Genomic DNA, 24,754 nt, shown 5'->3' on the forward strand with positions numbered 1-24,754 from the left:
AGAGGAAGTTTTGGAAATGTATGATGCTCAAGCAGTCCAAACATTATCAAGTTGTCTGCAACGCTTGAACGAAGGAAAAGGAATCGAACCCCTCGTCGCAACGGAAGGTACAGAATTACCGAAGGTCATCAATCGCTTGAAGCAATTCGATCCATTAAAAAATGGTCTATCCATCAATGAAATCGTTCATTTGGCAAATGCCCTGATCGGCGAACATATGTCAGCGACGACGATCCAGAACTGGACGAAACGTGAAGTCCGGGACATCATCGGCGTACCGCATCGCGGAAAGAAGTACTCGATCAATCAGGCTTCGATCATCTATCTACTGGATGATTTAAAACACCTCTTCTCGTTAGAAGAAACACGAGAACTGCTGACGATCGTCTTCAAGAATCCGAATATTGATGAGGATGATTTAATCAGTCCGCTTAATTTTTATCTCGTCTACACGCAACACGCGGAGACAAGTGGTCCGATCGAATTGACGGAGAAGCGTCTCAGACGCTCGCTCGAGCGCATTAACGCTTATCGCCCTGAAACTGTCCACGTTCTCCAACTGTGTCTCTATGCCCGTCGTGTATCGCATTTAACGCACGAAGCGAAACAACGTCTCCATCATGTTCTGCAAACGACATGATGAAAAAAAGATGCCATCCATGTCATGGAAGGCATCTTTTTTTATTTAGACGGCTGTCAGTGATTTATAGTGGACGTTGTTCGTCAGACTTTTCAAGACAGAGAGTAGTTCGTACATCGAGAGTTTGTCAGCATCCTTGACGAGACGGTACTCATCACCGTCTTGCAACAATTCAGCAACGACTTCTCCAGCTGCACTCCGTACGGAGAATTTTCCTTTTGTCAGGTCGAAGGAAATCGTGAATGTACCACGCTCATACACGTTGTACTCACATTTCTTCGAGAAGAGCGAAAACTTCTCACGCATTTGACCTACCTCTTGTCCATCATGGTTCATCACGACCCACTTCTTACACGTCGGAATGAACTTACCAAACGCTACCCCTCTACCTTCACCATTCATTACTTGAACACGACCATTCTCGTCGTGTTGAACCGCACCGATCATTTGGTGCGCTTCATCATAAATCGCGGCATGACCTTGCGAAAAAACGCAACCCTGCACATAGACAACTTTGCGCAACAGAAATTCTCCTCTCACTGCTAAAACGTGCTGGTTTTTCGTCCCCAGTTTATTTAGACATCCTGTATAGTTTAACTTTCTTTATCTGTATGATATTTCGTTAACGAAAATGATTATTGCACCGTTTCTCCAAATTGACAACCCCCTTTTGTCGACAATCATTCGACATGTTCAATGCAGGTTCATCTCCTTTGCAAATGCGAGCAATTCTTCCCGATCAATGAGGCGAACCTGATTTGGTTCCGCTAGCTGATATGCAGCTTCCGTAAAGGTCGAATTCGTAACGACCCACCCCTCGTCCATCCCATAGAATGGAACCGAGGCAGCGACCTGTTGAACCGCTTCGAGCCCTACAGCCGCACTATATCGCTTTGCCTGGATGGCAATCTTATACCCTCGTTCATCCTCTATCAACAAATCTGCTCCGAAGTCGCGTGAAGCAGGTGTCAACTCGACTCGATATCCTGCTGTTTCAAATAAATCGGCAAGCCATTCTTCAAATTCTCGTCCTTCCATTCGATCGAGTCGTTTTTCAAGCGACGGCGTTAAAATGGACAAAAGAAGAAAAAGGATACACCCTACTATACTGATGATTAAGATTAAAGGTTCCCAAGAACTCGAAAAAAAATAAGTTCCGAAAATTCCTATCATTGCAAACAAAGCTGCTAGTAACAATCGTTTTCGTTTCAATCGTTTCATCGTGCTTTTCTCCTCTACTTCGTCGTGACCTTTTTTTCACTATACTAAAATTCTTCGTCGGTTGCTTCCTTCAACAGGAAACACGCCTCATCTTGCAGAAGTAAGCTGAGGAAAGACTGTCTTAAAATCCATGGTCGAAGACCAGTCAGGAGGTAGCTCATGGCAGAACATTCATCCCCTTCATCGATACGAATCATTCACGCGACGATACGTGCTATGAAAGACCCCGTTCTTCTAGTCGATGCAAATGGAAAGATTCAATTTCATAATGACGCGTTTCAACACCAGTTCATGAACGCTCCGAATATCGAAACCATTCAGGAGCTGTTTCCCATCACGGATGATTTCTTTCCATTACAGAAGGAAGCCGTCATTTCAACGACATATCAATTAACAGTCACAGCGATTGAAGCGACGGACTATTTTCTTGTCCATGTCGCTCCCCTGAAAATCGAGGACTTATTCAATTCAACACTAGATACTGCTCTATTCATCACCGACTCGGAGTTTCGGATTCAAACTTGTAACGAGGTGGCAAGCACCTTATTTCGTTTCGAGCATGCCGAAGACATCATGGGTCTCCAAGCGACGGTTCTACATGATGCGAAGGAAATCACTACCCGCCGTCAACATCTCGAACAATTGAACTTAAAAGACTTATCGGACGCGCAACTTTTTTTATTGCATGGACGGGAAGCCGAAAATGAATGGACCTATCATCGTTTGGATGGCTCAACGTTCCATGGGCGTCTTTATATGACACGGTTACCAAACGATACGTACTTCCTGCTCATTCAGGACATCACACCGCAAAAACAAATCGAATGGCATCTGACGAAAAGCGAACGCCGCTTCCGACTCTTCTCGGAATCCGTCGTTGAAGCCGTCATCTTTCATGACCACGGAATCATCATCGATGCCAATCGCGCAGCAGAAGTCATTTTCCGGACGAAACTCGAGAAAATGAAAGGCAAGACGACGCTTGAATTGATTCATCCGGATCATCACGCGCGTGTCTTGCAACGCATCGAGGAGCATCGAGAAGAACCATACGAAGTTCTCGGTCAACGTGCCGACGGAACCTCTGTCGAAATCGAAGTCTTCCCGCGTGAAATCATCTACAACAATATCCGGATGCGTGTCGCCGTCGTTCGTGATATTACCGAACGAAAAAAGATTGAGAAAATGCTTGAGCGCGAAAAAAATGCCATCATGCGTCAGCGTGATATCACACAATCGATTCTTCAAGCATCCAATGAAGGTTTCCTACTGACAGAAGAGGATGGAAGTTTCATCTTCATGAACGTCAAAGCACGCAAATTACTCGATGTCCCAGGCATTGCACCAAGTAAGATTCAAGAACGAATCAGTCTGATTCCGAATCTCGATTTGAACACTCGATTCGAGATGCTCCGACAAGTAGAAGAATTACTCGCCGGAAAACATTCTGAACTATCGTTTCGTTTCACGTTACAGCGACCAAATGAGTCCAGTCCACTTTATTTCGAATTTTATGCGACTGCGATCAAAAAGGAGAAGAGCCGCATTTCTCGTCATGGCTTCCTATTTGTTTTCCGTGACCGGACAGAGGAAGCGAAGATGGATCAAGTAAAAGACGAACTCGTCAGTACAGTATCGCATGAGTTGCGCACGCCACTGTCCTCCATTCTTGGCTATATGGAATTACTACGATATAAAAAACAATCGGCTGATCGAATCGAACGGTATGTTGAGATCGTCCACGAAGAGACGAAACGATTGACGACGCTATTAAATGAGTTTTTAGACATTCAGCGTCTAGAAGGTGGAAAACAGGAGTATACCTTCACGTCGTTCTCGTTACGCGATCTTCTCGCATCAACCGTCGATGCCTATGGTGAGACCGTCGAAACACATCGGATTGATCTAGAACTGCCAAAGGATCCTGTTCTGATTTTTGCGGACGAGCACAAAATCAAGCAGGTGATCTTGAACTTGCTTTCGAACGCCATTAAGTATTCTCCACAGGCGAATCATATTCGAGTCATTCTTTCAGCCAATCCGGAACAAGCAACGTTCTCTGTGACGGATTATGGACTCGGTATTCCACAAAATGCTTTTGAAAAGCTCTTTACGAAATTTTACCGGGTCGATAACTCAGACATCCGGAAAATCGGCGGAACCGGCCTCGGACTTGCCATCTGTAAGGAAATCATCGAATCACACGGAGGTGCGATTTCCGTTGAATCAGAAATCAATGATGGTTCGACGTTCACCGTTGTACTCGAACGTGATCCAAGAAAGGAATGGAATTGATGCGGACCTACTTCATGACGGGTTTCCCCGGTTTTTTAGCGACCAAACTGATCGAACAACTGGCACGTGTTCCGGACCAAATCGCTTGTTTTCATTTGCTTCATTTACCGTCAGAACGAAACGCAGCTGTTAAGCGACGCCAGGATCTTCTAGAACGTACATCCTTACGATCGGAGCAACTTGTATTGCACGAAGGCGATATCACGGTCGAACAGCTTGCTTTATCATCAGAGGCGCGGATGATGTTGCAACAAGACGTCACACACATCTTTCATCTCGCGGCGCTATATGATTTAGCAACAGCATATGAACCCGCCTTTCGAATCAATGTGATCGGTACCGCGAACGTGACACAGTTTGCTCATACGTGTCGGACCTTAGAGCGTTACATCTACTTCAGTACAGCGTATGTCTCGGGTCTCCGTTCCGGAATGGTTCTAGAAGATGAGTTACAAGCAAGTGCCTTTAAAAATGCTTATGAAGAAACGAAATACTTAGCAGAGGTGCGTTTCCGTAAAGAAATCGGAACGATCCCCTATACGATCATCCGTCCTGGGATCGTCGTCGGCCATTCCGAAACGGGCGAAACACCGAAATGGGATGGGGTGTATTTCGTTTTGAACGCGATGCGTCTCCTGCAATCCTTTGCTCCTCTTCCGTATCCAGGTCGAGCAAACGCACTCGTCAATCTCGTGCCCTATGATTACGTCATTGAAGCGACCGCTTATCTCAGTCATGCACCGGTCGGAAGAAATAAGACCTATCATCTGACGGATCCATTCCCACATGGCGCACGTGCGATTTTTGAGATGTTACACGTCGCCTATTATGGCCGTTATCCGCGCGGAATCGTTCCGTTTCGACTCGTCAGCACAGCATTGACTCCAGCTGTCGCGAAACGATTTCAGATGCAACGTCAGACACTCGATTATTTCATTCATCCCGTTCAATACGACACGACATATGCCTTACGTGACTTACGGGACACTGGTATTATTTGTCCAGACCTTGCAGAAACGATGCCTCGGCTCGTCCAGTATTACCAAATACATGCGACACACTAAAAAAGTCCAATCGTTCTTCCTCAAGGGAAGTCGATTGGACTTTTTCATCGGTTACCCGATCAACATATTCTCTTTTGGATAACGAATCGTCCGGTCTCGCTGCGTCGCGAACGTGAACAGAATCGTCAAGGAACCGACACGTCCGAGTAGCATCATGAACATGATTAAAAACTTACCAAAGCTATTGAGCTCAGCTGTTACGTTCAAAGAAAGACCAACTGTTCCAAATGCCGAAACCGTCTCAAAGAATAAACCAATAAAGGAAATGTTCGGCTGGGTCAACGCCAGGAACGTCGTGATCAAAGCAATGAACAGTAAACTGAAGACAGCAATCGCATATGCCTTTTGAATCGCTTGCGTCTGAACGGTCCGACGCATCAAAACCGTTTCACGCTGTCCGCGTATATACGTCCAGACATTCTTCAAGATGACCGCTGCCGTCGTGACCTTGATCCCGGAACCTGTCGATGCGGAACCTGCCCCAATGTACATCAAGACCATCATCAAACCGATCGAGAGCGGCACCATCGTCGTTAAGTCAATCGTTTGGAAACCAGCTGTTCGTGTCGTGACGACTTGGAAGAACACGATATGGAGTGCACTAAAGAACGATTCGTCTTTTAATGAACCCAAGTTCGATACCCATTCATAGAGCATCATTGCTAAAACACCTAGTCCATTGATGACGAGTAGTGATAGCACCATCAATTTAGAATGGAGCGAAATTTTCTTGAAGTTTCGTTTACCAGCGATATCCGCGATGACCGTAAAACCAAGACCACCAATCATCAAGAGCGCTGCAATCGTCAGAATGAACGTCGTATCCTGTTGGAAACCGATTAAATTATCGCCCCAAAGTGCGAAGCCCGCATTGTTAAAGGCGGATACGGCATGAAACAGACCGTAATAGAGTGCTTTCCCAAAGGTATACTTATATTGAATGAATAAATCGAGCGCAATCAAAAACATGCCGACGATCTCGACGAGGACCGTCGTGACGATGATGTTACGGACGAGACGAATCGTTCCGCCCGGACTATCGAGATTGAACATTTCTTGAATGATGATCCGCTGACGAATCCCGATTTTTCGTCCCGTGACGCTCAGCAAGACGAGCGCGATTGTCATGAACCCAAGCCCACCGACCTGAATTAAAAGCATCATGATGATTTGACCAATTAAATTATAGGATTCGGCAATATTGATCGGTGACAGTCCTGTGACGGTTCCTGCCGATGTCGCGACGAATAGGCAATCGATGAAAGATACGTCTTGTCCCTCTTGTTGTGAAATCGGAAGCCACAATAAAAAACCACCCAGTAAAATCGTCAATGTAAAGCCCGTTGCGATGAAACGTGCCGGTTTATCGAATAGCTGATGATACATCAATTCACCTAAACGCCCGAAGCGTGCGAGTCGTGAACGTCTTTTATGCGAGAACATCTTACTCCCCCTAGATTGTTTTCAGACAGAATTGTCTTTATCATACTCCCTCGAATTAAGAAGTTCTATCGAAATATGCAATCGACTAAACGTTTTCGTATTTTTTTGGTAAACTAGATAAAAGTGGACGTGTAATCATTAAAGGAGGTTGAGGGAAACAGTGGACCCTAAGACGGCTGATCATTCGATTGAGGATGTCTGGCGAAGGCTGGAACGACAATCACAATGGATGCCTGCGCAATTGTATTATCAATTCGAGGAACTCTTATCATTACATTTGGAGCAACCGATTCTAAATGAATTGTATCAAGTGTTAAAAAAATACGACGTACTGACCGATATAGAGCGTGACGAACGAAACGAAAGCATTCAAATGCTAATCGACGAAAACGGCGCTTGATTCTCGGTTTTTGGATTTCCGAGCAGAAGAAGTGTCTTCTGCTCTTTTATTTTTCGTTCCTATACGAATTACATACAGAAAGGTGGCACACATCAATCATGGATATCGTGTCGATCATCGGGATCATTCTTGGTCTCATCACATTAGTCGGAGGTATGATCTTAAAAGGTGCGCCTCCCGTCGCTTTGCTTAACCCCGCAGCCCTTGTCATCATCTTCGTCGGGACAGCAGCTGCCATCATGATTTCCTTCCCGAAGGAACGATTGAAAGTCTTACCTGCCTTATTTAAAGTCATCTTATTCGAACAAAAGCTGATGACAAAACAAGTGTTGCTCGGACAATTTCTGACACTCTCGACGCAAGCACGTAAAGAGGGTCTGTTATCTCTCGAGTCAGCACTTGAAGAAGTCGATAATGCCTTCATGAAGCGTGGCGTCATGATGGTCATCGATGGACAACCATCCGAATATGTCGAGGACGTCATGACACGTGATCTCGAAAATATGACGGAACGCCATCATGCGAACGCGAACATTTTCACGCAAGCCGGTACCTACGCACCAACGCTTGGGGTTCTCGGTGCCGTTGTCGGTCTCGTTGCCGCCCTATCCGATTTATCGGATATCGAAAAATTAGGTCACGCCATTTCAGGTGCCTTCATCGCGACGTTATTCGGAATTTTCACCGGATATGTCCTGTGGTTCCCGTTCGCAACGAAGCTGAAGCAAAAATCAGCAAGCGAGATTCAGTTGTATGAAATGATGATTGAAGGGATTCTCTCGATTCAAAATGGTGAATCCCCGAAGAACTTAGAAGATAAGCTACTCGTGTACCTGACACCGAAGGAGCGTGCGAACTATGAAGCGGAAAAAGAAGCCGCATGACGAACATATCTCCGAAGGCTGGTTAATTCCCTACGCCGACTTATTGACCTTACTTCTGGCACTCTTTATCGTTCTGTTTGCTTCGAGTAGTGTCGATGCCGTGAAACTAAAAGCGATGTCTCAGTCGTTTAGCTCCGTCTTCAACGGTGGATCAGGGATGATTACGAACAGCTCGCTCTCTACTCAAGAAGAAGAGGAATCAAAAAAGCTAGACGCGCGGACAAAAGCACAAAGCTATGAAATTGCGGAACTCGAAAAAATCAAAGAAGAAGCCAATGAATACATTAAGAATGAAAAACTTGAAAAAGATATCAAGGTCGAAATTACGAATGAGGGTCTCGTCTTTACGATTCGCGACCGCGCACTATTCTCACCAGCTCAGGCAGAAGTAAGAGGACGCTCGCTTCAAATCGCAGAGGGGATGAGTGCACTGCTCGTCAAAGCAGGGCAACGTCAGATTCAAGTGTCTGGACATACAGACAATATTCCAATCAACACAGCACGGTATCCGTCGAACTGGGAACTGAGTGCGGACCGGGCGATCAGTTTCATGCGTGCTTTGCAACGTAATCCGAAGCTCGAACCAAAACGGTTCACCGTCAGCGGTTACGGAGAATTCCAACCGATTGCGTCCAATCAAACAGAAACCGGTCGTAGCAAAAATCGCCGTGTCGAAGTTTTAATTCGACCATTGATCGACTTAAAAGCGAATGTACTCGATGAAACAAAAGTTAAGTCCTGATCATCAAAAAGACTCCTTCGTGGTAGACACGAAGGAGTCTTTTTTAATAATACGGACGAATCATGATATAGACGATGACGCCCGTTAAGCTGACGTATAACCAAAGCGGCATCGTAAAACGTGTCCACTTTTTATGCTTCTCGAAGTTTTGATTCACAGCGTGCGCGAGTGACATCAAGACGAGTGGAACGATGACTGCAGCTAGGATGATGTGCGTAATCAGGATAAAGAAATAGACAGGACGAACGAACCCTTCGCCTCCGAATTTCGTCGATTCACTGACAGCATGATACGTGACGTACGAAATTAAGAATAAAGTCGTCGTCGTCATCGCACCACCAATGAAGCGACGATGATTCACCCGATTGCCACGACGAATGGAAATCCAAGCACCGAGCAACAGCATGAAGGTAAAACTATTGAAGATGGCATTCAAAAAAGGAAGCAACGTCCAATCGAATCCTGAATCGACTTGGACAGGTGGCGCAAAGAATAAAAGCGCCACGAGCAAGTTGATGACAAGCGTCAACAGGATGACGAGCGGAACGAAATTCCGTTTAGTAGCAGGTTGTTGCATGAATCATTCTCCTTGTTTCCAGTCGAAATAACGTTTCAACCATTTTGGGATCGGACCAGCGAATAGACGTTCACGCCAGTAGACATCAGCAGCACGCTGAACAGCAGCACCACGAATTGGGTACGGGTGGACGACACGCGACAATTGACCGACCTTATCTTTACGTGCCATCGCATAGACGACTTCTTGCATCCATTCACCGGCTTGTTCTCCGATTGCATGTGCTCCAATCAGTTTTCCACGCTTATCAGCGATGAGCTTGACGCGTCCTTCCGTCTGACCATTGATGACGAAACGATCGACTTCATCGAGACCGGTCTGATAGACCTTGATCTCACCATGTTTCTTGCGTGCCTCGTCTTCTGTCAATCCGAGATGGAACAATTCAGGTGTCGTGAATGTGACCCACGGAACCGCCCGATAATCCGGCTTCGTCCGTAGACCGAATAAAGCATTCGTGACGACCGTTTTTCCTTCCAGTCCTGCGACATGCGTAAATGGGAGCGAGTTGATCGTATCTCCGACCGCAAAGATGTGTCGCTGACTTGTTCGAAGTGAACTATCGACTTGGACGAATCCTTTCTCGACGTGTACGCCAGCTCGGTCGAGACGTAGTGCTTCGATGCGTGGCTTACGACCGACTGCGACAAGCACGGCATCCGTTTCGATGACACGTGATTCGCCGTTTGCTTCAACCGTCACTTCGATGCCCCCCGCCGACTTGCGGACGTGCGTGACCTTCGTATCGAGATGTAACGTCAATTCTTGTTCGAGCTGACGTTGAATGACTTCGACCATGTCGCGGTCTTCTTTTCCGAGTAACGTCTTCATACCCTCGATGACCGTGACTTCTGTTCCAAGATGCGCATATGCTTGCGATAACTCAAGACCAATCGCTCCACCACCGATGACGAGCAGTCGCTCCGGACGCTCCGTTAATTCGAAGATCGTCTCGTTCGTTAAATAATCAATCGTATCGAGTCCATCAATCGGTGGAATGATGGGTTGAGATCCCGTCGAGATCGCAAACTTCTCACCTACGACAAGCTGTCCCGCCACTTCCACTTCATGAGCACTGAGGAATGTCGCTTCTCCGATATAGACATCGACGCCAAGGTCTTCGAACCGTTTCGTTCCATCGTGCGATTGAATGATGTTACGTGCCCGATCGACGCTTGCTTTCGTTTTCGAATAGACCGCGTCCCCGTTCAGCGTCACGTTGTATTTTTCAGCCGTTCGCTTCATGACATGAACATCGTGCGCGGCTTCGATCAACGCCTTTGAAGGAACGCAACCGTAGTGGAGACAATCTCCGCCTAGGTGCGTATGCCGTTCGATCAGGGCGACGTGCGCGCCGAGACTTGCTGCACCAGCAGCAATCGTCATTCCGGCTGCCCCACCACCAATGACAACTAATTGATAGGTCTTCATCGCAAGCCCTCCTCGTAACGACGTGTGATGTCTTCCATCCGTTTACGGTTGACGCCCCAGTCGGAGTATCCGACACGCGATGCCGAACGGAAATGAATCACTTGTGCGGCTTCATCGAAGTAAAATTCGACGTCATCCTTGAAGCGAAAGACTTTACTCGTGAAGATGGCATGGATGTATGCCCCTTCCTCCTTAACAACTTTGACGCGGTCGAGGCTTTGTAGGATACGTAAGAGTTGGAACTTCGAATCTGCAAGCGTTCCTTTGAACGGGAGCGGACGCATTTTCATATCCTGTAGATCGGTTTGAGTAGATACCGCGTTCGGTTTTCCAGAGAGCGGTTGAAGCGTACCATTTGAAACACCAAGTGCCATGACTGATTCCTCCGTTTCCTATCATCTGATCCATTTCGTACTATAATCCACTTAACTTTACCAGTTTCTGTTTGACTCTGCCCGTCTCAGTGTTTACGCTTTCGTGACAGGTAGCAGAATCGTCGCAATGACGCCGCCTTCCGGCTGATTATCAATGAATAGCTTGCCTTCATGTGCTTCGACGAGTTCTCGACAAATCGATAGGCCGAGCCCTGTTCCACCCTTTCCTTTTTGCACTTGATAGAATTTTTCTGTGACGTGACGTAAGTGCTCTTTCGGAATCCCGGGACCTTCATCACTGAAGGAGAGGAACAATACACGCTCTGAACGAACGAGTCGAATGGTGATCGTGCCACCGACTGGAGAAAAGCGGATCGCATTATCAAGCAGGTTCAAGAAGACTTGTTTCAATCGGTTTTCGTCGTATAGACCGACGACTTGTGCCGGTAACTTCTGTACGATCTGGACATTTTTTTCTTCCAGCTTTTGACGCAGTTGCGCCGTCACGGTCTCGATGATTTCCGTCAAGTTGACTTCCTGACGGTATAAGACGAGCCGACTCGTCTCGAGTTTCGAGAAATCGAGTAACTGCTCAACGAGCGAAATCAAACGCTCCGTCTCCGAATGAATGATGCCCATCCCAAGCGACGCCTCTTCCGGCAACTGATCCTGTTCGACGAGTAACGTTTCACTCCAGCCTTTGATTGATGTCAGCGGTGTCCGTAATTCATGGGAGATACCAGAAATGAATTCATCTTTCAGCGTTTCCTGCTGTTTAATCTGTTGTCCCATATAATTGATCGTCCGCGCTAGTTCTCCAAGCTCGAACGAGTATTCCTCGTTCACCTTGACGTCGTAATGCTGTTTCGCGATTTGATCCGATGCACCGATGACTTCTTGAATCGGTCGGACGATCGACGAGACGAGACGTGAGGAATAGATGAAGGCAAGTCCCCAAATTACTGTACCCAGGAGGACGATCGCTAAACAAATTTCGATCACACGTCGATCGATTCGCTCAAGCGACGTCGTATAACGAAGCGCTCCCGTCGTCTGACCGAACGACACGACAGGTTCTGTTACTTCCAGTAAATGTTCTCCCGTCGCCTCATCGTCATATCGTTTCGTGACAGTCTGCCCCGCTCTTACTTGATTGATCGCCGCTCGCGTCAACTTACGTTCCGAGATGAATCCGGTCGAAGAGTAACGCGGAATCCCTGTCGCATCCAACACTTCGATCTCAGCGTCTGGATAAGCGTAAGAATCAAGTACGTCATGGATCGTCGCTTCTGAATCGGCGTAATCATAAGCAAGGCCACTATTCGCAAATAAGACAGCACTCGCATTCGCATGACGTTTCAAGACATCCGTCGCCGTCACGTAGTAATAGTTATAGGTCACGAACGAGAGGATCCCGATGACGAGTAAGACTGTCACCGTGATAATCGTCATGAACCGCATTAATATCTGGCGCTTCATTCTTCGTTACGCCACTTGTATCCATGTCCCCACAATGTCTCGATGAACTTCGGTTCCGCTGGATTTTCTTCGATTTTTTGACGAAGACGGCGAATGTTGACATCAACCGTCTTCCGATCACCAAAGTAATTCTCACCCCATACCGCATCGAGTAATTCATCTCGCGACATAACTTGATCTTCGTTTTTAATGAAGTGGCAAAGTAAATCGTATTCAGTTGGTGTCACTTCGACGTCGACACCTTCTTTTTGGACGCGCTTCGCGCCTAAATCAATCCGAAACGGTCCAGAGACGAGTTCACGTGGCTGTTTTCTGCGACGTAATGTCTCTACCCGTCGCAGGAGCGACTGGATGCGCGCGAGTAGCTCTGCTGGACTGAATGGCTTCGCGATGTAATCGTCTGCTCCTACGCTCAGTCCCATGACTTTATCCTCTTCTCGTGTCCGTGCTGTCAACATGATGATCCCGACGACTTCATCCTTTGCCCGCGCCTGTTCACAGACGGCAAAACCGTCGACTTCCGGCATCATGATATCGAGTAACAGAATATCGAAGGTTTGTTGATCAAACTGCGCAAGCGCTTCTTTCCCATTTTCCGCCTCGATGACATCATAGCCTGCTCGTTTCAAATTAATGACGATGAAACTGCGAATCGCATGTTCATCTTCGGCTACTAGTATTTTGGTCATTCTTTTCTCCCCCTGATTCTTTATTCCACGAGTGTGACACGATTGACGAACACTTCATAATCCTTCGTCGCATCAATCACATAGACATAATCGATACCTTCTTTGATTTTTCGTTTTTGGTCACTAGCAATGTATTGATTCTTCGGAATGACCTCTAATTCGAAATCAATCTGCTTCGTTTCTCGATTGATGAACCGAACACGATTTTCGCGTTTCTCGATCGTTTCACGCGTCGCCCAGTTGGCAGGGAACCGCATGACGAAATTGTATTCTTGATCGATGTACTGCTCTTCTCGCAATTCGAACCCACTCTCGAGAAATGGCGAATTATCTGACCCATTCCATGTGTAGTATGCCGTGATGCGTGGTTTCGGTTCACCCTCACGCCCTTTACTGCCTGCTGGCGTGTATTGATGACCAAACTCGATGATTCCGTCTTGATCGACATCTTTCGGGAAGGTATACATCGGTTCGACGATCTCATCGACCTGACCGAAACGAACCTGTTCCAATGTATCGTTCGCTAAACGGAATAATGCGATGTGCATTTTTGCATCTCGTGTATACGATACGATCAAGCCTTTATTCCGAGCGGCATTGATCGTATCGACTTCAAATAAATCATGTTCTGCGAATAAATCGCCATCCTGCGTTGAAAGTGTCGTCTCTTGGTGCTCTTTCGACAGGATGTCTTTATAATAGATCAAACGAGACGGACTGCCCTTTTGCAGAAGCACCATATCCCGCTCTCGATCTTGATTCAAGTCATCTACCGACAGACGATCATACCGATCGACTTTCGTGACGTCTCGTTGCTTCGATAGTAACTGTTCAATGATGTATAACGTATTTTCACCATAACTGGTAATACCGATGACCAGGTGGTTTTGTTTATGTCGTGCGTCAGTTATGACTTCGAGTCGATCGATGGCTCGACCGTCAGCTACCGTCTGTCGCGCCACGAGTCGCCATTTTTCGCCTTGTCGTTCATGGACGAGCAGATGAATCGTGAAGCGCCCGTCCTGCTCGCTACGGTAGAAGGTGATCGCTTCATCTTTACCGTTTCGATCTAAGTCGACGAGTTCGTATAGGCGGGATACCGCTTGATTTCGTGGCGCCACGATCTCTGCCTGTTTCGGCAAATCGCGGTCAATCCGTTCTTTCAACGACTGCTCCCATGCCGGAAGGGACGGATGTTCGAGTAGAGAGGCAGGATGTGGAAACATCGTACTGCATCCTGCTAATAATAGACTTGATATGATCATGAAGAGATATTTCATAAAGTTGGAATCCTTTCCGTACGGGCTCTGTTTCCACTTTATCATACTCTCTTCGAGGAGAGTATATTGTCGAATGGGACACAAGTTGTTACGATATACAGATAATTGAAAGGGGTTTGAATGTATGACGTATAAAATGATTGTTCTCGATTTAGATGATACCTTGTTGACAAGTGACCATACGATTTCACCACGTACGAAAGAAGCTTTACTCGCTGCGCAGCGACGCGGGAAGAAGGTCGTGCTCGCTAGCGGTCGTCCGACTTTTGCCATGCTCGACCTCGCAAAAGAACTGGAACTCGCTCGCTATGGCAGTTACATCCTGAGCTTTAATGGCGCTTCAATCATTGATTGTAAAACGAACGAATCGCTCTTCCTCAGCACGCTTTCCCCGGAGACGGTCCACCGCCTCGACGATTTGAGTAAACGGGAAGGTGTCTACATCCACACGTATATCGGAGATGAAATCCTGACAGAACAACCAAACGAGTATACGACGCTTGAAGGACAACTGACAGGCATGGAAGTCATCCCTGTCGCTGATTTTAAAGCCGCGATTCAAACACCTGTCGTCAAGTGTTTGATGATGGCAGAAGAGACGCACCTCGCGCGCGTCGAACAGACGCTTCAACAGGAACTTGCGGGTGAACTTGCAGTAGCTCGCTCGAAGCCATTTTTCCTTGAATTCACGGAAGACGGTGTGACAAAAGGAACAAGCCTTGCCTTACTGTCTGAAAAACTAGGAATCGCTCAAGAAGAAGTCATTGCTTGTGGAGACGGTAACAACGATCTATCGATGATTGAATGGGCAGGTCTTGGTGTCGCGATGGCGAATGCAGCCGATACCGTCAAAGAAAAAGCACAGTATATGACCGCTTCGAACGATGAAGATGGTGTTGCTCTCGTCGTCGAAAAATTCATGATGGATGAGGAACCGGCGATCTCAAGCCGCTAAGTAACTCAAAAAGCGTGTGTTCCGCATTCAACGGGACACACGCTTTTAATTTACGACAAACACCAGTCGATCGGCTCTCTTCCCTGCTCTTTCAGCCAAGCATTCGTTTGCGAATACGGTTTACTACCGAAAAATCCACGACTTGCGGACAAGGGACTCGGATGGACAGCTTCAAGAACAAGATGACGATCCGTATCGATCAGCGTTTTTTTACTCTTCGCATGATTTCCCCAGAGGATGAATACGATTGGTTGTGTCTGTGTTCCTAATACTTCGATGACCCGATCCGTAAACGGTGCCCAACCTTTTTTAGCATGGGATCCCGCTTTCCCTTCTTCAACCGTAAGCGACGTATTGAGTAAGAAGACTCCTTGTCGTGACCATGCTTCGAGATTACCGGATGTCGGAGTCGGACAACCGATATCCGAGACGAGTTCCTTATACATGTTTCGAAGGGATGGAGGGATCGGCACTCCGTCATGCACGGAAAAGCTGAGTCCATTCGCCTGACGTGGACCATGGTAGGGATCTTGCCCTAAGATGACGCACCGGACATCTTCTGGAGCGACCGCATCGAACGCATGAAAGATCCGCTCTTTCGGAGGATAGACGGTCGTCGTTTGATAGGCTTCCTTCAAAAAAGCCCACAGTTCTTGAAAATAGGGTTTTTCCTTTTCTTCTTTTAACACGGTTTGCCAAGATGGATGCACGTGAATCCGCTCCTTTTTCAGTCTCAAGTCGCTGTTCGTCCGTCTTGATTCTGCTATGATGGATGATGAGGTGGAAAACTATGATTCAGACAAAACAAGTATTCGGACTACCATTCGTCGATGCGACACCTTCGCAATGGTATACCCATATTAAAACAATCTTACACGAACGTGGAAAAGCCTTTCTTGTCACGGCGAACCCAGAGCTCGTGTTGCGTGCATTGCGCGAACCTTCTTACGATGCCATCTTACGACGGGCGACGTTCATTACACCAGACGGAATCGGTGTGACGGCTGCCAGTAAACGGATGGGCGCACCGCTCACTGCGACATTGCCAGGAATCGAGACCGCACGTGAACTATTGCGGACGGCAGACGCACTCGAGAAGCGTGTCTTTTTACTCGGTGGACGTCCGGAAGTCATGAAATCGTTGATTCGTCAGTTATCGATTCGGTTTCCGAATATCCACTTCGTAGGAACGTTTCATGGTTTTGGAAAGACAGAAGAAGCAACGCAAGCCATTACAGAAGCAGACGCTGATCTTGTTCTCGTCGCACTCGGTGCACCGAAACAAGAAGAATGGATCGCTTCCGTCTATGATCACGTCGATCATGGCATCTTCATCGGTGTCGGTGGTGCGTTCGACGTTTGGTCAGGACACAGTAAACGTGCGCCTAAATTATTTCGTCGACTGAAGCTAGAGTGGCTGTATCGCATCTCGACGCATCCTCGTGGTTTTGAGAAACTTAAAGACTTGTTGTTCTTCGTAACGCTTGTACTTCGCAAAAAATCAACGCTCTCTTGAGTGCACACAAAAAGGGCTGACTTAAAAAATGACGCGTCCTTTCACGCCCTTTCCTCAGGCGAGACACAAGCCAGTTTTTCCGCTTCATTCAAGCAGAAAAACGGGTCTTGTTTGTCTGCTGACAGCGCAAAATCGCGCTTTTCCTGTAGGAGTGGCGTATGACGTGTCATTCTTTTTATCTCTAGAAAAAGGATAATCAGAGAATCGTTTTGTTCACTCGACATCGCTTCCTAGGGAAAACAAGCAAGAGCGACCCTGCAACGAAGTGAAGCGGCGCGATGCTTGTCCCAGGAAAACGATGCGAGATGAACAAAAAAGCGCAATCTTTCTCGTTAAGAGAAAAATTACGCTTTGTCTCCAGTCTCAAGGCTCCCGACACGGCGGGAGCCTTTTTGACGCTTATCTTATGCGTTGACAGTCGAGAATGAACGACCGAGTTCTTTCGCTTTAGCGATTGCTGCTTCTTTGATTTCTTCTGCTTTTTCTGGGTTCATTGCCATACCTTCGATGAAGAGTGCATCGTAGTCTGTTACACCAGTGAAAGCAAGCGCTTGACGGAGGTAGTCATCACCGAAGTTGAGACCAGATCCTGTGTAGACGCCACCTGTTGCTTGGATGTGGAGTGCTTTTTTGCCTTCCATCAAGCCTTTTGGACCTTCTGCAGTATAAGCGAATGTTTTACCTGCAAGAAGAACGCTGTCGATGTACATTTTGAGACGCGCTGGGAAAGAGAAGTTCCACATTGGTGTGACGAAGACATACTCATCTGCTTCCATGTATTGCTCGAGATGTTTTGTCATCGTACCGACTTTTGCGATCTCCACTTCTGTTAACTCTTCGCCTGTTGCGAATTTGCCCCATGCGCTTAGAACATCTGTATCGATTTCTTGAACTGTTTCGTTATATAGATCAAGAACTTCTACTTCAGCTGAAGGATTCGCTGCTTTGTAGCTTTCGAGGAATGCTTCACCGACTTGAAGGCTGAAAGAGTGTTCTGTAGCTTTCGGGTTAACAGTTACATAAAGTAATTTAGTCATTATTATTTCTCCCTTTTATTTAAAGTAAATTCTGTAACTAAACATACCAACCACCTTTTCGTTTGTCAATTAGTTTGACTTCCAAACGAATAAAAAAAAGCTCAAGTCCGTGACCTGAGCTTTCTTGATCTTATGAGTGCTAATTCTTACACATTTTCGAGCGGCGTATAATGTTCGGCTCGTAAACCGATTCGTTTCAACTGATCAATCAACTGTTCCTTTTCAGAAACCGACAAATCGTTAAATAAGTCTGCTAAAAAGGCTTCATGTTTCGGGAATGTCTCTTCCATTAGTTCGCGTCCAGCTTCCGTTAATGTCCCAAACGTGACACGACGATCCGTCGCACATGATTTTCGCGCAATCAACCCACGCTTTTCAAGTTTATCCACGACATACGTCACACTTCCGCTCGTTAATAGAATCTTATCGCCAATTTGTTGTAGAGGCGTGTCCCCTTTGTGGTACAACAATTCAAGAACTCCGAATTCTGATAAATTCAACTGATGTGTTTTGATGTCTGCCTTCACTTGCTCCGTCACCGCATGCATCGTCCGAGATAGAACAACGAGCATTTTTAATGCCAGCTTCGAGTCTGTCGATTCCATTTTACGTTCGCCCCTCTTTGTGTTGTATCGTCACAATCATAGACTTCTTTGTCTAACTGGTCAATTCTTGCTGAATTTTTCCAATCGATCCATTGCTCAAAAATAGTTCTTGCCGTGAAACGCGTTTCATAGCCTATCGTCTTGATATACACTAAAAAGGAGGTAATCATCATGTCGATTCATACACGGTTAACACAACTGTTTAAACGAAATGTTGCTTTTGAGTGGGCCATCGAACAATTGCATACACCAGCAGGCTATTATTTGTGTCAGCACACGTTGGTCGATCAATACCCTGATTTGTCTCCTCAAGAAAAAATAAGACTGCTCTCAAAGATCAATGAATTGGCTGAGCAGACAGCTCCATTCTCGGCTCCTGTCTCTCGACAGGATTGGCGCCGACTTGAACGACGATTATCTCGTAAGATGTAATCCAGGAGGGATGCGCGATGACGAACATCCGAGACTTGGCACGTGAAGCCAACGTGTCCGTTACGACAGTCTCACGTGTACTAAATGATCATCCTTACGTTGCGAACGAGAAGCGACAAGCTGTTCGAGAAGCTATCGAAAAACTCGGATATATCCGTAATCAGACTGCTGTCCATCTATCGACGGGTATGACAAAAACGGTCGGAGTCATGCTTCCGTTCGTTGATCATCCATATCACGCTGCCATTCTTCAAGGCATCGCGCAAGCCGCCTTTGACGCGAGCTATCGGTTCTTGACGTGGCAAACGAATTATGTGGAAACGCATGAGCAACTGGCACTGGATGCGCTGGCGCAACAGGAAATCGACGCACTCATCGTCGTGTCGCACAGTCTTCCCTTATCAGCGATTTTATCGTATGAACAATATGGTCCGATCGTCTTTTGTGAACATCATGAAGATGTCGCTGCCGTCTATATCGATCACTATACGGCCTTTCAACAAGGACTTGCACATCTACGACAACAGGGACATACGAGCATCGGCATCTGTCTCGGACGACCGGACAGTACGAATAGCTTGGCGCGTAAACATGCGTATCAAGAGGTCGTACGTGACGAATTCGTCTATGAACAGACCTTGACGATTGAAGACGGTGCGACCGTCGCAAGACGCTGGATGCAACAAAAACAACGACCGACCGCGATCTTGACCGCAAGTGATCACGTGGCAGCGGGTCTCATCTTAGAACTCCGAAAACAAGGCTATCAGGTTCCTGGAGACCTGTCTGTCATTGGTTTTGATGGAAGTGAACTCGCTGAAGTCTTAGCGATGACGACGATCGCGATCCCTTATGCCACGATCGGGCGACATGCTTTTCAATTAACCGTCCGCGAAGATCTCGTTGCTCGTCCACAAATCGAAGTACCCTCGACGTTCATTGCTGGAACGACTGTTCTTCCTCATACTTGAATCCATATAAAAAAGCGACGAGTTCATCGATTTGAATTCGTCGCTTCGTTTTGTTTAAAGAGTTCCTGCCGCTACATACCGTGATCCCCAGTAGCCACCACGGAACGATTCTTTGACGACTCTTCCATAATACGAGTTCGCATTGATCATCGTACCACCATCGACAGCGATTCCAACGTGTTGAATCCCACTTCCATGTGTAAAGAAGACGAGATCACCAGCGCCTGGTGCCGTACGTTTTGTTGCTGAGTATTGAGCCGCTGCCGTACGTGGGAGTGATTTTCCTAGTGCTTGATAAACGTAGCGTGTAAATCCAGAGCAATCAAAGCTAACAGGACCTGTCGCACCAAAAACATAAGGACGTCCTTTGAGACCTTCTGCTACCGAAACGATCGTTGATCCTGTTTTACTAAGACCTTTCGTCGCTTTAGTGTTATATGCTTTCGTGTATGTAGAAGCGATATATGCTGATTTTCCTTGATGACGGATTTGATACCATTCTTTGACCTGACCTACGACGGTTACAGCTTGTCCAAGTTTCAATTGCCCGACTCGTTTACTCGATACAGCAGCTTTTGCACGAATATTTAGCACATCCACTGACACCACTACTTTTTTACTTGTTGCAGCTTGCGTTGATGCTGGGACGAGTGTCCAACTACTGATGAGTAACGTTAAGGTTAACAAAACACGAGTGACAGCTTTCATCGATTCATTCTCCTCTTATGTATGAATGTTTTTTACGTCTGAATTGTCAGATAATTTCTGTATTTATCCTATCATGTTCCAGATTTTCATCATGTTACAATTCTTTAACGCTAATTCTTTTTCGTAATACTTTTGTAACAAAAAAAAAACAGGCTGTAGAACGGCTTAGGATAGCCATTTCTACATACCTGTCAGTTTGAGTCATTTAATCGTTTTTTCAAGAATCAATTGACTTCTTTTTACGGAAACGTGCTAAGAATTCATAGACAATTGGCACGATGAGGAGTGTCAACAACGTCGAACTCGTCAGTCCACCGATGACCGTCACACCTAACCCTTTTGAAATCAATGCGCCACCTTCGAGTCCAAGCGCAAGTGGTGCAAGTGCACCAATCGTCGCAAGCGCCGTCATCAAGATCGGACGTAAACGTGTACCTGCTGCATCGAGTAGTGCTTCACGCGTCGATAAACCTTCCGCTTCTTTATGAATGACACGGTCGATCAAGACGATCGCATTCGTCACGACGATTCCGATCAACATCAACGCACCAATCAAGGATGACACAGAAATCGTCTCTCCTGTAATCAACAGGGCAACCAGTCCACCGATGATGGCGAATGGAAGTGAGAACAAGATGACGAGTGGTGTCAATGCTCCTCCAAACGTAATGACGAGGACAAGATAGACGATCGCTACAGCTGCTGCCATTGCTAGACCAAGTTGTGTGAACGACTCTTGGATCTGCTCCGTGACTCCGCCTTGCTCATACGAGACGCCTGTCGGACGATCAATGTTTTTGACGGACTTTTCAATCGCTTGAGAAGCCTCGGTTGCTTTATCCGTTTTTAGTTCTGCTGTAACGGTAGCGACGAGTTTTCCATCACGTTCGTTGAGCGAATCAGGAGTCGTTCCTTTCTTCACTTCAACAAAATCGGACAGTTTGCGCACGCCAAGCGGTGTCACGACATCCGTCTCTTCCAAATCTTGAACGGAATCGTATGTCGTTTGTTCGTTTGGAACGATGACATCGAGTTCCTTCCCATCTACCTTAATAGTAGAAAGTGGTTTTTCTTCTCCTTGGACATTAGCAATGCCCTGCGCAAGTTGTGCTGTTGAAACGCCGAATTCAGCCGCTTTTTGCTGATCGACTTCGAACGTATATTGCGTATACGCTTCTTTTAAATCTGTCGTTACTTTTCGAACATACTTCGACTCACCTTCGATAGCATCGACGAATTTCGGTGTTACTGCTTCTAAATCTTCAATATTATTCGCAAAGATAGAGTACGAGACGCCTGACGAAGCTGCGCCACCACTAAAGTCTTGCTCTTTCCATTCTCCTGTCGGAATGTCAGCATTCAGCTGTTTGATGGCTGTCTGTTTAACATCTGCAAAATCTTCCGTGTCTGGATCGTATTGGACGATGAAGACCCCTTGTTTCGTATTCCCTGGATTCAATGGATTTTCTCCACCGACAGTAAATTGAAGATTATCGATATTTTTTTGTTTGTTGAAATAATCTTCTGCTTGATCAGCTGCTTTTAACGAATCATCCAGCGTTTGACCAGGTTTTGGATTGTACGTGACGTAGAGTGTCTTTTCTCCTTCTTGATTCAAGAAGTTGACACCAATCGTTGGTACGAGAGCAAAACTACCGATCAATAGCAAGACTGAAAGACCAAAGACGATGAGTTTATGGTTGAGAGACCAATTCAGCATACGGCGATATCCATTCGCCAACTTTCCGCCCTCTTCTTTTTCCGGTTTTGGTGCTTTACCACGCTTAAAGAGCGAATCAGCGAACATCGGAACGACCGTAACCGCAACGATCAAGGACGCGAACAGTGCAAAGACGACTGTCAAAGCGAATGGTAAGAAGAGCTCACCAACGAATCCCGTAACGAACCCGAGTGGTAAGAAGACCGCGATCGTAACGACTGTCGACGAAGCGATTGGAATGAATACCTCTCGTGTTGCACTGATGATCAGTTCTTTTCCTTTTAACTTTTCCGTCGGATCCGTCAAACGGCGATAAATATTTTCGATGACGACGATGGAATCATCAACGACTCGACCAATCGCGACCGTCATCGCTCCGAGTGTCATGATGTTTAAGGAAATATCCATCTGCTTCAACACAAGAATGGCCATCAGAAGCGATAATGGAATCGAAATAACAGCGATGATCGTTGATTTAATGTTTCGTAAGAACAGCAAGATGATGACGATCGCAAATAACGCACCAATCAATGCTTTACTGATCATCGTCGAAACAGATTCCTCAATTGGTTTTCCTTGATCAAGTGTCACAGATGCATTGACCGAACCGTTTTCTTTTTCAAAGTCTTTGATTGTCTGCTTGACTGCATTGACGACATCGACTGTATTCGCATCTTGCGACTTCGTTACTTGAACCCCAATCGATCGTTCACCATTCGAACGCGAGATTGATTCCTCGATCCCTTTATCTTCAATCGTCGCGACTTGTGACAACGTGACAGTTGGTACTTGCGTTGGTGCCGTCTGTGTTGCCTGATCTGACGCCGCACCTGTCGATGGTGTCGTTTGGGATGCTGCAGGGGCTGACGATGGAGCTTGTCCTGCTTGTCCTGCTTGTCCTGCTTGTCCTGCTTGTCCTGCTTGTCCTGCTTGTCCTGCTTCAGGAGTATTCGATGCTGGTGGTGTATAGGGGAGACGAAGATCTTTTAATTCCTTGACCGTCGTTGCTTTTCCATCTAATACGACTGCTTGTTCCTTATCCCCCAACTCGTATAAGCCAAGCGCTAAACGGGAATCATTAGCTTGAATCAATTGTTTCGCATTCTCTTCGGTTAAACCGTAACGTTCGAGTTTTTTCTCATCGAAGCGAATTTCGATCCGGCGAATCTCTTGACCCGCGACTTGAACCGTCTGCGCCCCTTCGATTCCTTCAAGCTTCGGTTGAAGTTCATTTTCAACGAGTTTCGTCAACTCAGACAGGGAACGCTCCTTATCCGAAACGGCAAAACCGATGACCGGGAATGCATCAAAGGAAATCCGTGATACTTGTGGTTCCTGAACACCTTCCGGTAATTCGACATTTGAAAGAGCTTCTTTTACTTTTTGCTCGGCTTCTTCCATATCCGTACTGAAGTTATAGTCGATTTGTAGGTTCGATGCATTTTGGAAGGACGTCGAGCGTACAGTATCGACTCCTGATAAATTTTCGACCTTACTTTCAAGTTCTCGACTGACTTCATCTAGAACCTGTTCTGGTGTAGCACCTGGATAAATCGTCGTCACCGACACGGTCGGTGTCGTGATGTCTGGCAATGTCTCGAGCTTCATCGATGTTCCCGCATAAATACCGGCAACCGTGATGATGATCGTCATGAGCCAGAGGGCAAACTTATTGTTCACCGAAAATTGGATGATCTTTTTCATCGTATGGTTCTCCCTCACTCTTCAATTTGTTTATCTAGTCGTCGTGCACGTTCTATTAATTGCTGAATTAATCGTTGTCGCACATTTGGAGACGGTGCACCGAACTGAAAATGCTCCGACAATTTCAAACCGTCTAATGTAAAGCGAATCGACAATACTTCAACCGGATCCATCTGTTCTGTCAGTTGGCGAAAGAACTGCTCCGCTTGTCGCTTTCGTTCCTCGACGAACGTCGCATGATCCTTTAATAAGGACAACAAGTAAAGAAGCGCGTCCATGTCGAGATGGAACTCCTCTTGTTGCTGGATTTGCAACGTCACGAACGCTTCCATCGGTCCCATCGTCAACTGATGCTGTTCATATAGTTCAAATTGTCGTGCTTCTTGCGCCTCGATGACCCCCATTAATAAAGCTTCCTTCGAAGCGAAATGATACAATAGTCCACCTTTTGAGACATTTGCTTGTTTCGCTACTTCTTCAAGCGTCAATTGGGTGAATCCTTGTTGCAAAATGATCGTCGTCGTGGCTGCAAGAATCCGACGACGAGTCTCTTGCGCTTTTGCACTGGCCAATAGTCTCCCCCTTCC

General features: G+C 46.5%; 25 protein-coding genes. 10 read left to right on the top strand and 15 right to left on the bottom strand.

The genetic code is table 11. The features are described from left to right. The first annotated feature begins 16 nt into the window (after window positions 1-16). Window positions 17-640: a DUF1836 domain-containing protein gene (locus EXW93_RS15275; protein ID WP_023469690.1), complete on the top strand. Its 624-nt coding sequence runs from the start codon at window positions 17-19 to the stop codon at window positions 638-640. Window positions 641-685: 45 nt separating this feature from the next. Here EXW93_RS15275 and EXW93_RS15280 read toward each other — a convergent pair whose 3' ends face one another. Then, window positions 686-1,162: an LURP-one-related family protein gene (locus EXW93_RS15280; protein WP_023469691.1), complete on the bottom strand. Its 477-nt coding sequence runs from the start codon at window positions 1,160-1,162 to the stop codon at window positions 686-688. A gap of 171 nt (window positions 1,163-1,333) precedes the next feature. Further along, complete coding sequence (locus EXW93_RS15285) at window positions 1,334-1,861, bottom strand: restriction endonuclease (RefSeq protein ID WP_023469692.1); 528 nt, start codon at window positions 1,859-1,861, stop codon at window positions 1,334-1,336. A gap of 159 nt (window positions 1,862-2,020) precedes the next feature. Between EXW93_RS15285 and EXW93_RS15290 the strand changes: the two genes are divergently transcribed. Together EXW93_RS15290 and EXW93_RS15295 are read left to right on the top strand one after the other, a co-directional pair. Beyond that, window positions 2,021-4,156, top strand: a complete 2,136-nt coding sequence (locus tag EXW93_RS15290; RefSeq protein WP_023469694.1) for an ATP-binding protein — start codon at window positions 2,021-2,023, stop codon at window positions 4,154-4,156. Further along, window positions 4,156-5,220 carry an SDR family oxidoreductase gene (locus EXW93_RS15295; RefSeq protein ID WP_254606222.1) on the top strand — a complete coding sequence of 355 codons (1,065 nt, stop codon included), beginning with the start codon at window positions 4,156-4,158 and terminating at the stop codon, window positions 5,218-5,220. The genes EXW93_RS15290 and EXW93_RS15295 overlap by 1 nt, the downstream gene beginning before the upstream one ends. A gap of 51 nt (window positions 5,221-5,271) precedes the next feature. Here EXW93_RS15295 and EXW93_RS15300 read toward each other — a convergent pair whose 3' ends face one another. Beyond that, window positions 5,272-6,663, bottom strand: a complete 1,392-nt coding sequence (locus EXW93_RS15300; protein ID WP_174316704.1) for a TrkH family potassium uptake protein — start codon at window positions 6,661-6,663, stop codon at window positions 5,272-5,274. 160 nt (window positions 6,664-6,823) lie between these two features. On the opposite strand from EXW93_RS15300, the gene EXW93_RS15305 reads away from it, so the two are divergent. The 3 genes from EXW93_RS15305 to motB all read left to right on the top strand — a co-directional run bounded on the left by EXW93_RS15305 (window position 6,824) and on the right by motB (window position 8,689). Then, window positions 6,824-7,063: a hypothetical protein gene (locus EXW93_RS15305; protein WP_023469697.1), complete on the top strand. Its 240-nt coding sequence runs from the start codon at window positions 6,824-6,826 to the stop codon at window positions 7,061-7,063. Between the two features lie 98 nt (window positions 7,064-7,161). Next, window positions 7,162-7,947: a flagellar motor stator protein MotA gene (gene motA / locus EXW93_RS15310; RefSeq protein WP_023469698.1), complete on the top strand. Its 786-nt coding sequence runs from the start codon at window positions 7,162-7,164 to the stop codon at window positions 7,945-7,947. Next, the gene (gene motB / locus EXW93_RS15315) at window positions 7,922-8,689 is read left to right on the top strand and encodes a flagellar motor protein MotB (protein WP_023469699.1); all 768 of its coding nucleotides are present in this window, start codon (window positions 7,922-7,924) and stop codon (window positions 8,687-8,689) included. Before motA ends, motB begins: the two co-directional genes overlap by 26 nt. A 43-nt stretch (window positions 8,690-8,732) precedes the next feature. Here motB and EXW93_RS15320 read toward each other — a convergent pair whose 3' ends face one another. The 6 genes from EXW93_RS15320 to EXW93_RS15345 all read right to left on the bottom strand — a co-directional run bounded on the left by EXW93_RS15320 (window position 8,733) and on the right by EXW93_RS15345 (window position 14,465). After that, window positions 8,733-9,266, bottom strand: coding sequence for a DUF420 domain-containing protein (locus tag EXW93_RS15320; protein ID WP_023469700.1), 534 nt, complete (start codon window positions 9,264-9,266; stop codon window positions 8,733-8,735). Between the two features lie 3 nt (window positions 9,267-9,269). Beyond that, entirely contained in the window at window positions 9,270-10,697 is a 1,428-nt protein-coding gene (locus EXW93_RS15325; RefSeq protein WP_023469701.1) for a dihydrolipoyl dehydrogenase family protein, read from the bottom strand. Continuing rightward, on the bottom strand, window positions 10,694-11,071 hold the full coding sequence (locus EXW93_RS15330; RefSeq protein WP_023469702.1) for a DUF1499 domain-containing protein: 378 nt from the start codon (window positions 11,069-11,071) through the stop codon (window positions 10,694-10,696). The genes EXW93_RS15325 and EXW93_RS15330 overlap by 4 nt, the downstream gene beginning before the upstream one ends. A gap of 93 nt (window positions 11,072-11,164) precedes the next feature. Then, window positions 11,165-12,550, bottom strand: a complete 1,386-nt coding sequence (locus tag EXW93_RS15335) for a sensor histidine kinase (protein WP_023469703.1) — start codon at window positions 12,548-12,550, stop codon at window positions 11,165-11,167. Then, window positions 12,547-13,239 (bottom strand): response regulator transcription factor, encoded by a 693-nt coding sequence (locus EXW93_RS15340; protein WP_023469704.1) that lies wholly within the window; start codon window positions 13,237-13,239, stop codon window positions 12,547-12,549. The genes EXW93_RS15335 and EXW93_RS15340 overlap by 4 nt, the downstream gene beginning before the upstream one ends. Window positions 13,240-13,259: 20 nt before the next feature. Further along, complete coding sequence (locus tag EXW93_RS15345; RefSeq protein WP_254606223.1) at window positions 13,260-14,465, bottom strand: hypothetical protein; 1,206 nt, start codon at window positions 14,463-14,465, stop codon at window positions 13,260-13,262. A gap of 178 nt (window positions 14,466-14,643) precedes the next feature. On the opposite strand from EXW93_RS15345, the gene EXW93_RS15350 reads away from it, so the two are divergent. After that, window positions 14,644-15,474 (top strand): Cof-type HAD-IIB family hydrolase, encoded by an 831-nt coding sequence (locus EXW93_RS15350; RefSeq protein ID WP_023469706.1) that lies wholly within the window; start codon window positions 14,644-14,646, stop codon window positions 15,472-15,474. Between the two features lie 50 nt (window positions 15,475-15,524). Here the strand turns inward: EXW93_RS15350 and EXW93_RS15355 are convergent, their stop codons facing one another. Further along, the gene (locus EXW93_RS15355) at window positions 15,525-16,184 is read right to left on the bottom strand and encodes a uracil-DNA glycosylase (protein ID WP_174316705.1); all 660 of its coding nucleotides are present in this window, start codon (window positions 16,182-16,184) and stop codon (window positions 15,525-15,527) included. An 80-nt stretch (window positions 16,185-16,264) separates the two neighbouring features. Between EXW93_RS15355 and EXW93_RS15360 the strand changes: the two genes are divergently transcribed. Continuing rightward, window positions 16,265-16,990: a WecB/TagA/CpsF family glycosyltransferase gene (locus EXW93_RS15360; protein WP_023469708.1), complete on the top strand. Its 726-nt coding sequence runs from the start codon at window positions 16,265-16,267 to the stop codon at window positions 16,988-16,990. Window positions 16,991-17,394: 404 nt separating this feature from the next. Here the strand turns inward: EXW93_RS15360 and EXW93_RS15365 are convergent, their stop codons facing one another. Beyond that, on the bottom strand, window positions 17,395-18,027 hold the full coding sequence (locus EXW93_RS15365) for an NAD(P)H-dependent oxidoreductase (protein WP_023469709.1): 633 nt from the start codon (window positions 18,025-18,027) through the stop codon (window positions 17,395-17,397). A 146-nt stretch (window positions 18,028-18,173) separates the two neighbouring features. Beyond that, the gene (locus EXW93_RS15370) at window positions 18,174-18,632 is read right to left on the bottom strand and encodes a MarR family winged helix-turn-helix transcriptional regulator (RefSeq protein WP_023469710.1); all 459 of its coding nucleotides are present in this window, start codon (window positions 18,630-18,632) and stop codon (window positions 18,174-18,176) included. A 171-nt stretch (window positions 18,633-18,803) separates the two neighbouring features. On the opposite strand from EXW93_RS15370, the gene EXW93_RS15375 reads away from it, so the two are divergent. Together EXW93_RS15375 and EXW93_RS15380 are read left to right on the top strand one after the other, a co-directional pair. Further along, entirely contained in the window at window positions 18,804-19,064 is a 261-nt protein-coding gene (locus tag EXW93_RS15375) for a hypothetical protein (RefSeq protein WP_023469711.1), read from the top strand. A gap of 17 nt (window positions 19,065-19,081) precedes the next feature. Then, window positions 19,082-20,035 (top strand): LacI family DNA-binding transcriptional regulator, encoded by a 954-nt coding sequence (locus EXW93_RS15380; protein WP_023469712.1) that lies wholly within the window; start codon window positions 19,082-19,084, stop codon window positions 20,033-20,035. A gap of 54 nt (window positions 20,036-20,089) precedes the next feature. Here the strand turns inward: EXW93_RS15380 and EXW93_RS15385 are convergent, their stop codons facing one another. From EXW93_RS15385 to EXW93_RS15395, 3 genes are all read right to left on the bottom strand, one after another. After that, window positions 20,090-20,743, bottom strand: a complete 654-nt coding sequence (locus EXW93_RS15385; RefSeq protein ID WP_055969605.1) for a C40 family peptidase — start codon at window positions 20,741-20,743, stop codon at window positions 20,090-20,092. 217 nt (window positions 20,744-20,960) lie between these two features. Further along, on the bottom strand, window positions 20,961-24,167 hold the full coding sequence (locus EXW93_RS15390; RefSeq protein ID WP_174316706.1) for an efflux RND transporter permease subunit: 3,207 nt from the start codon (window positions 24,165-24,167) through the stop codon (window positions 20,961-20,963). 14 nt (window positions 24,168-24,181) lie between these two features. Next, entirely contained in the window at window positions 24,182-24,739 is a 558-nt protein-coding gene (locus EXW93_RS15395; RefSeq protein ID WP_055969608.1) for a TetR/AcrR family transcriptional regulator, read from the bottom strand. Between the last annotated feature and the right edge of the window lie 15 nt (window positions 24,740-24,754).

The sequence above is a fragment of the Exiguobacterium sp. JMULE1 genome (genome assembly GCF_013337175.1).
GTDB classification, from domain to species: domain Bacteria; phylum Bacillota; class Bacilli; order Exiguobacteriales; family Exiguobacteriaceae; genus Exiguobacterium_A; species Exiguobacterium_A indicum.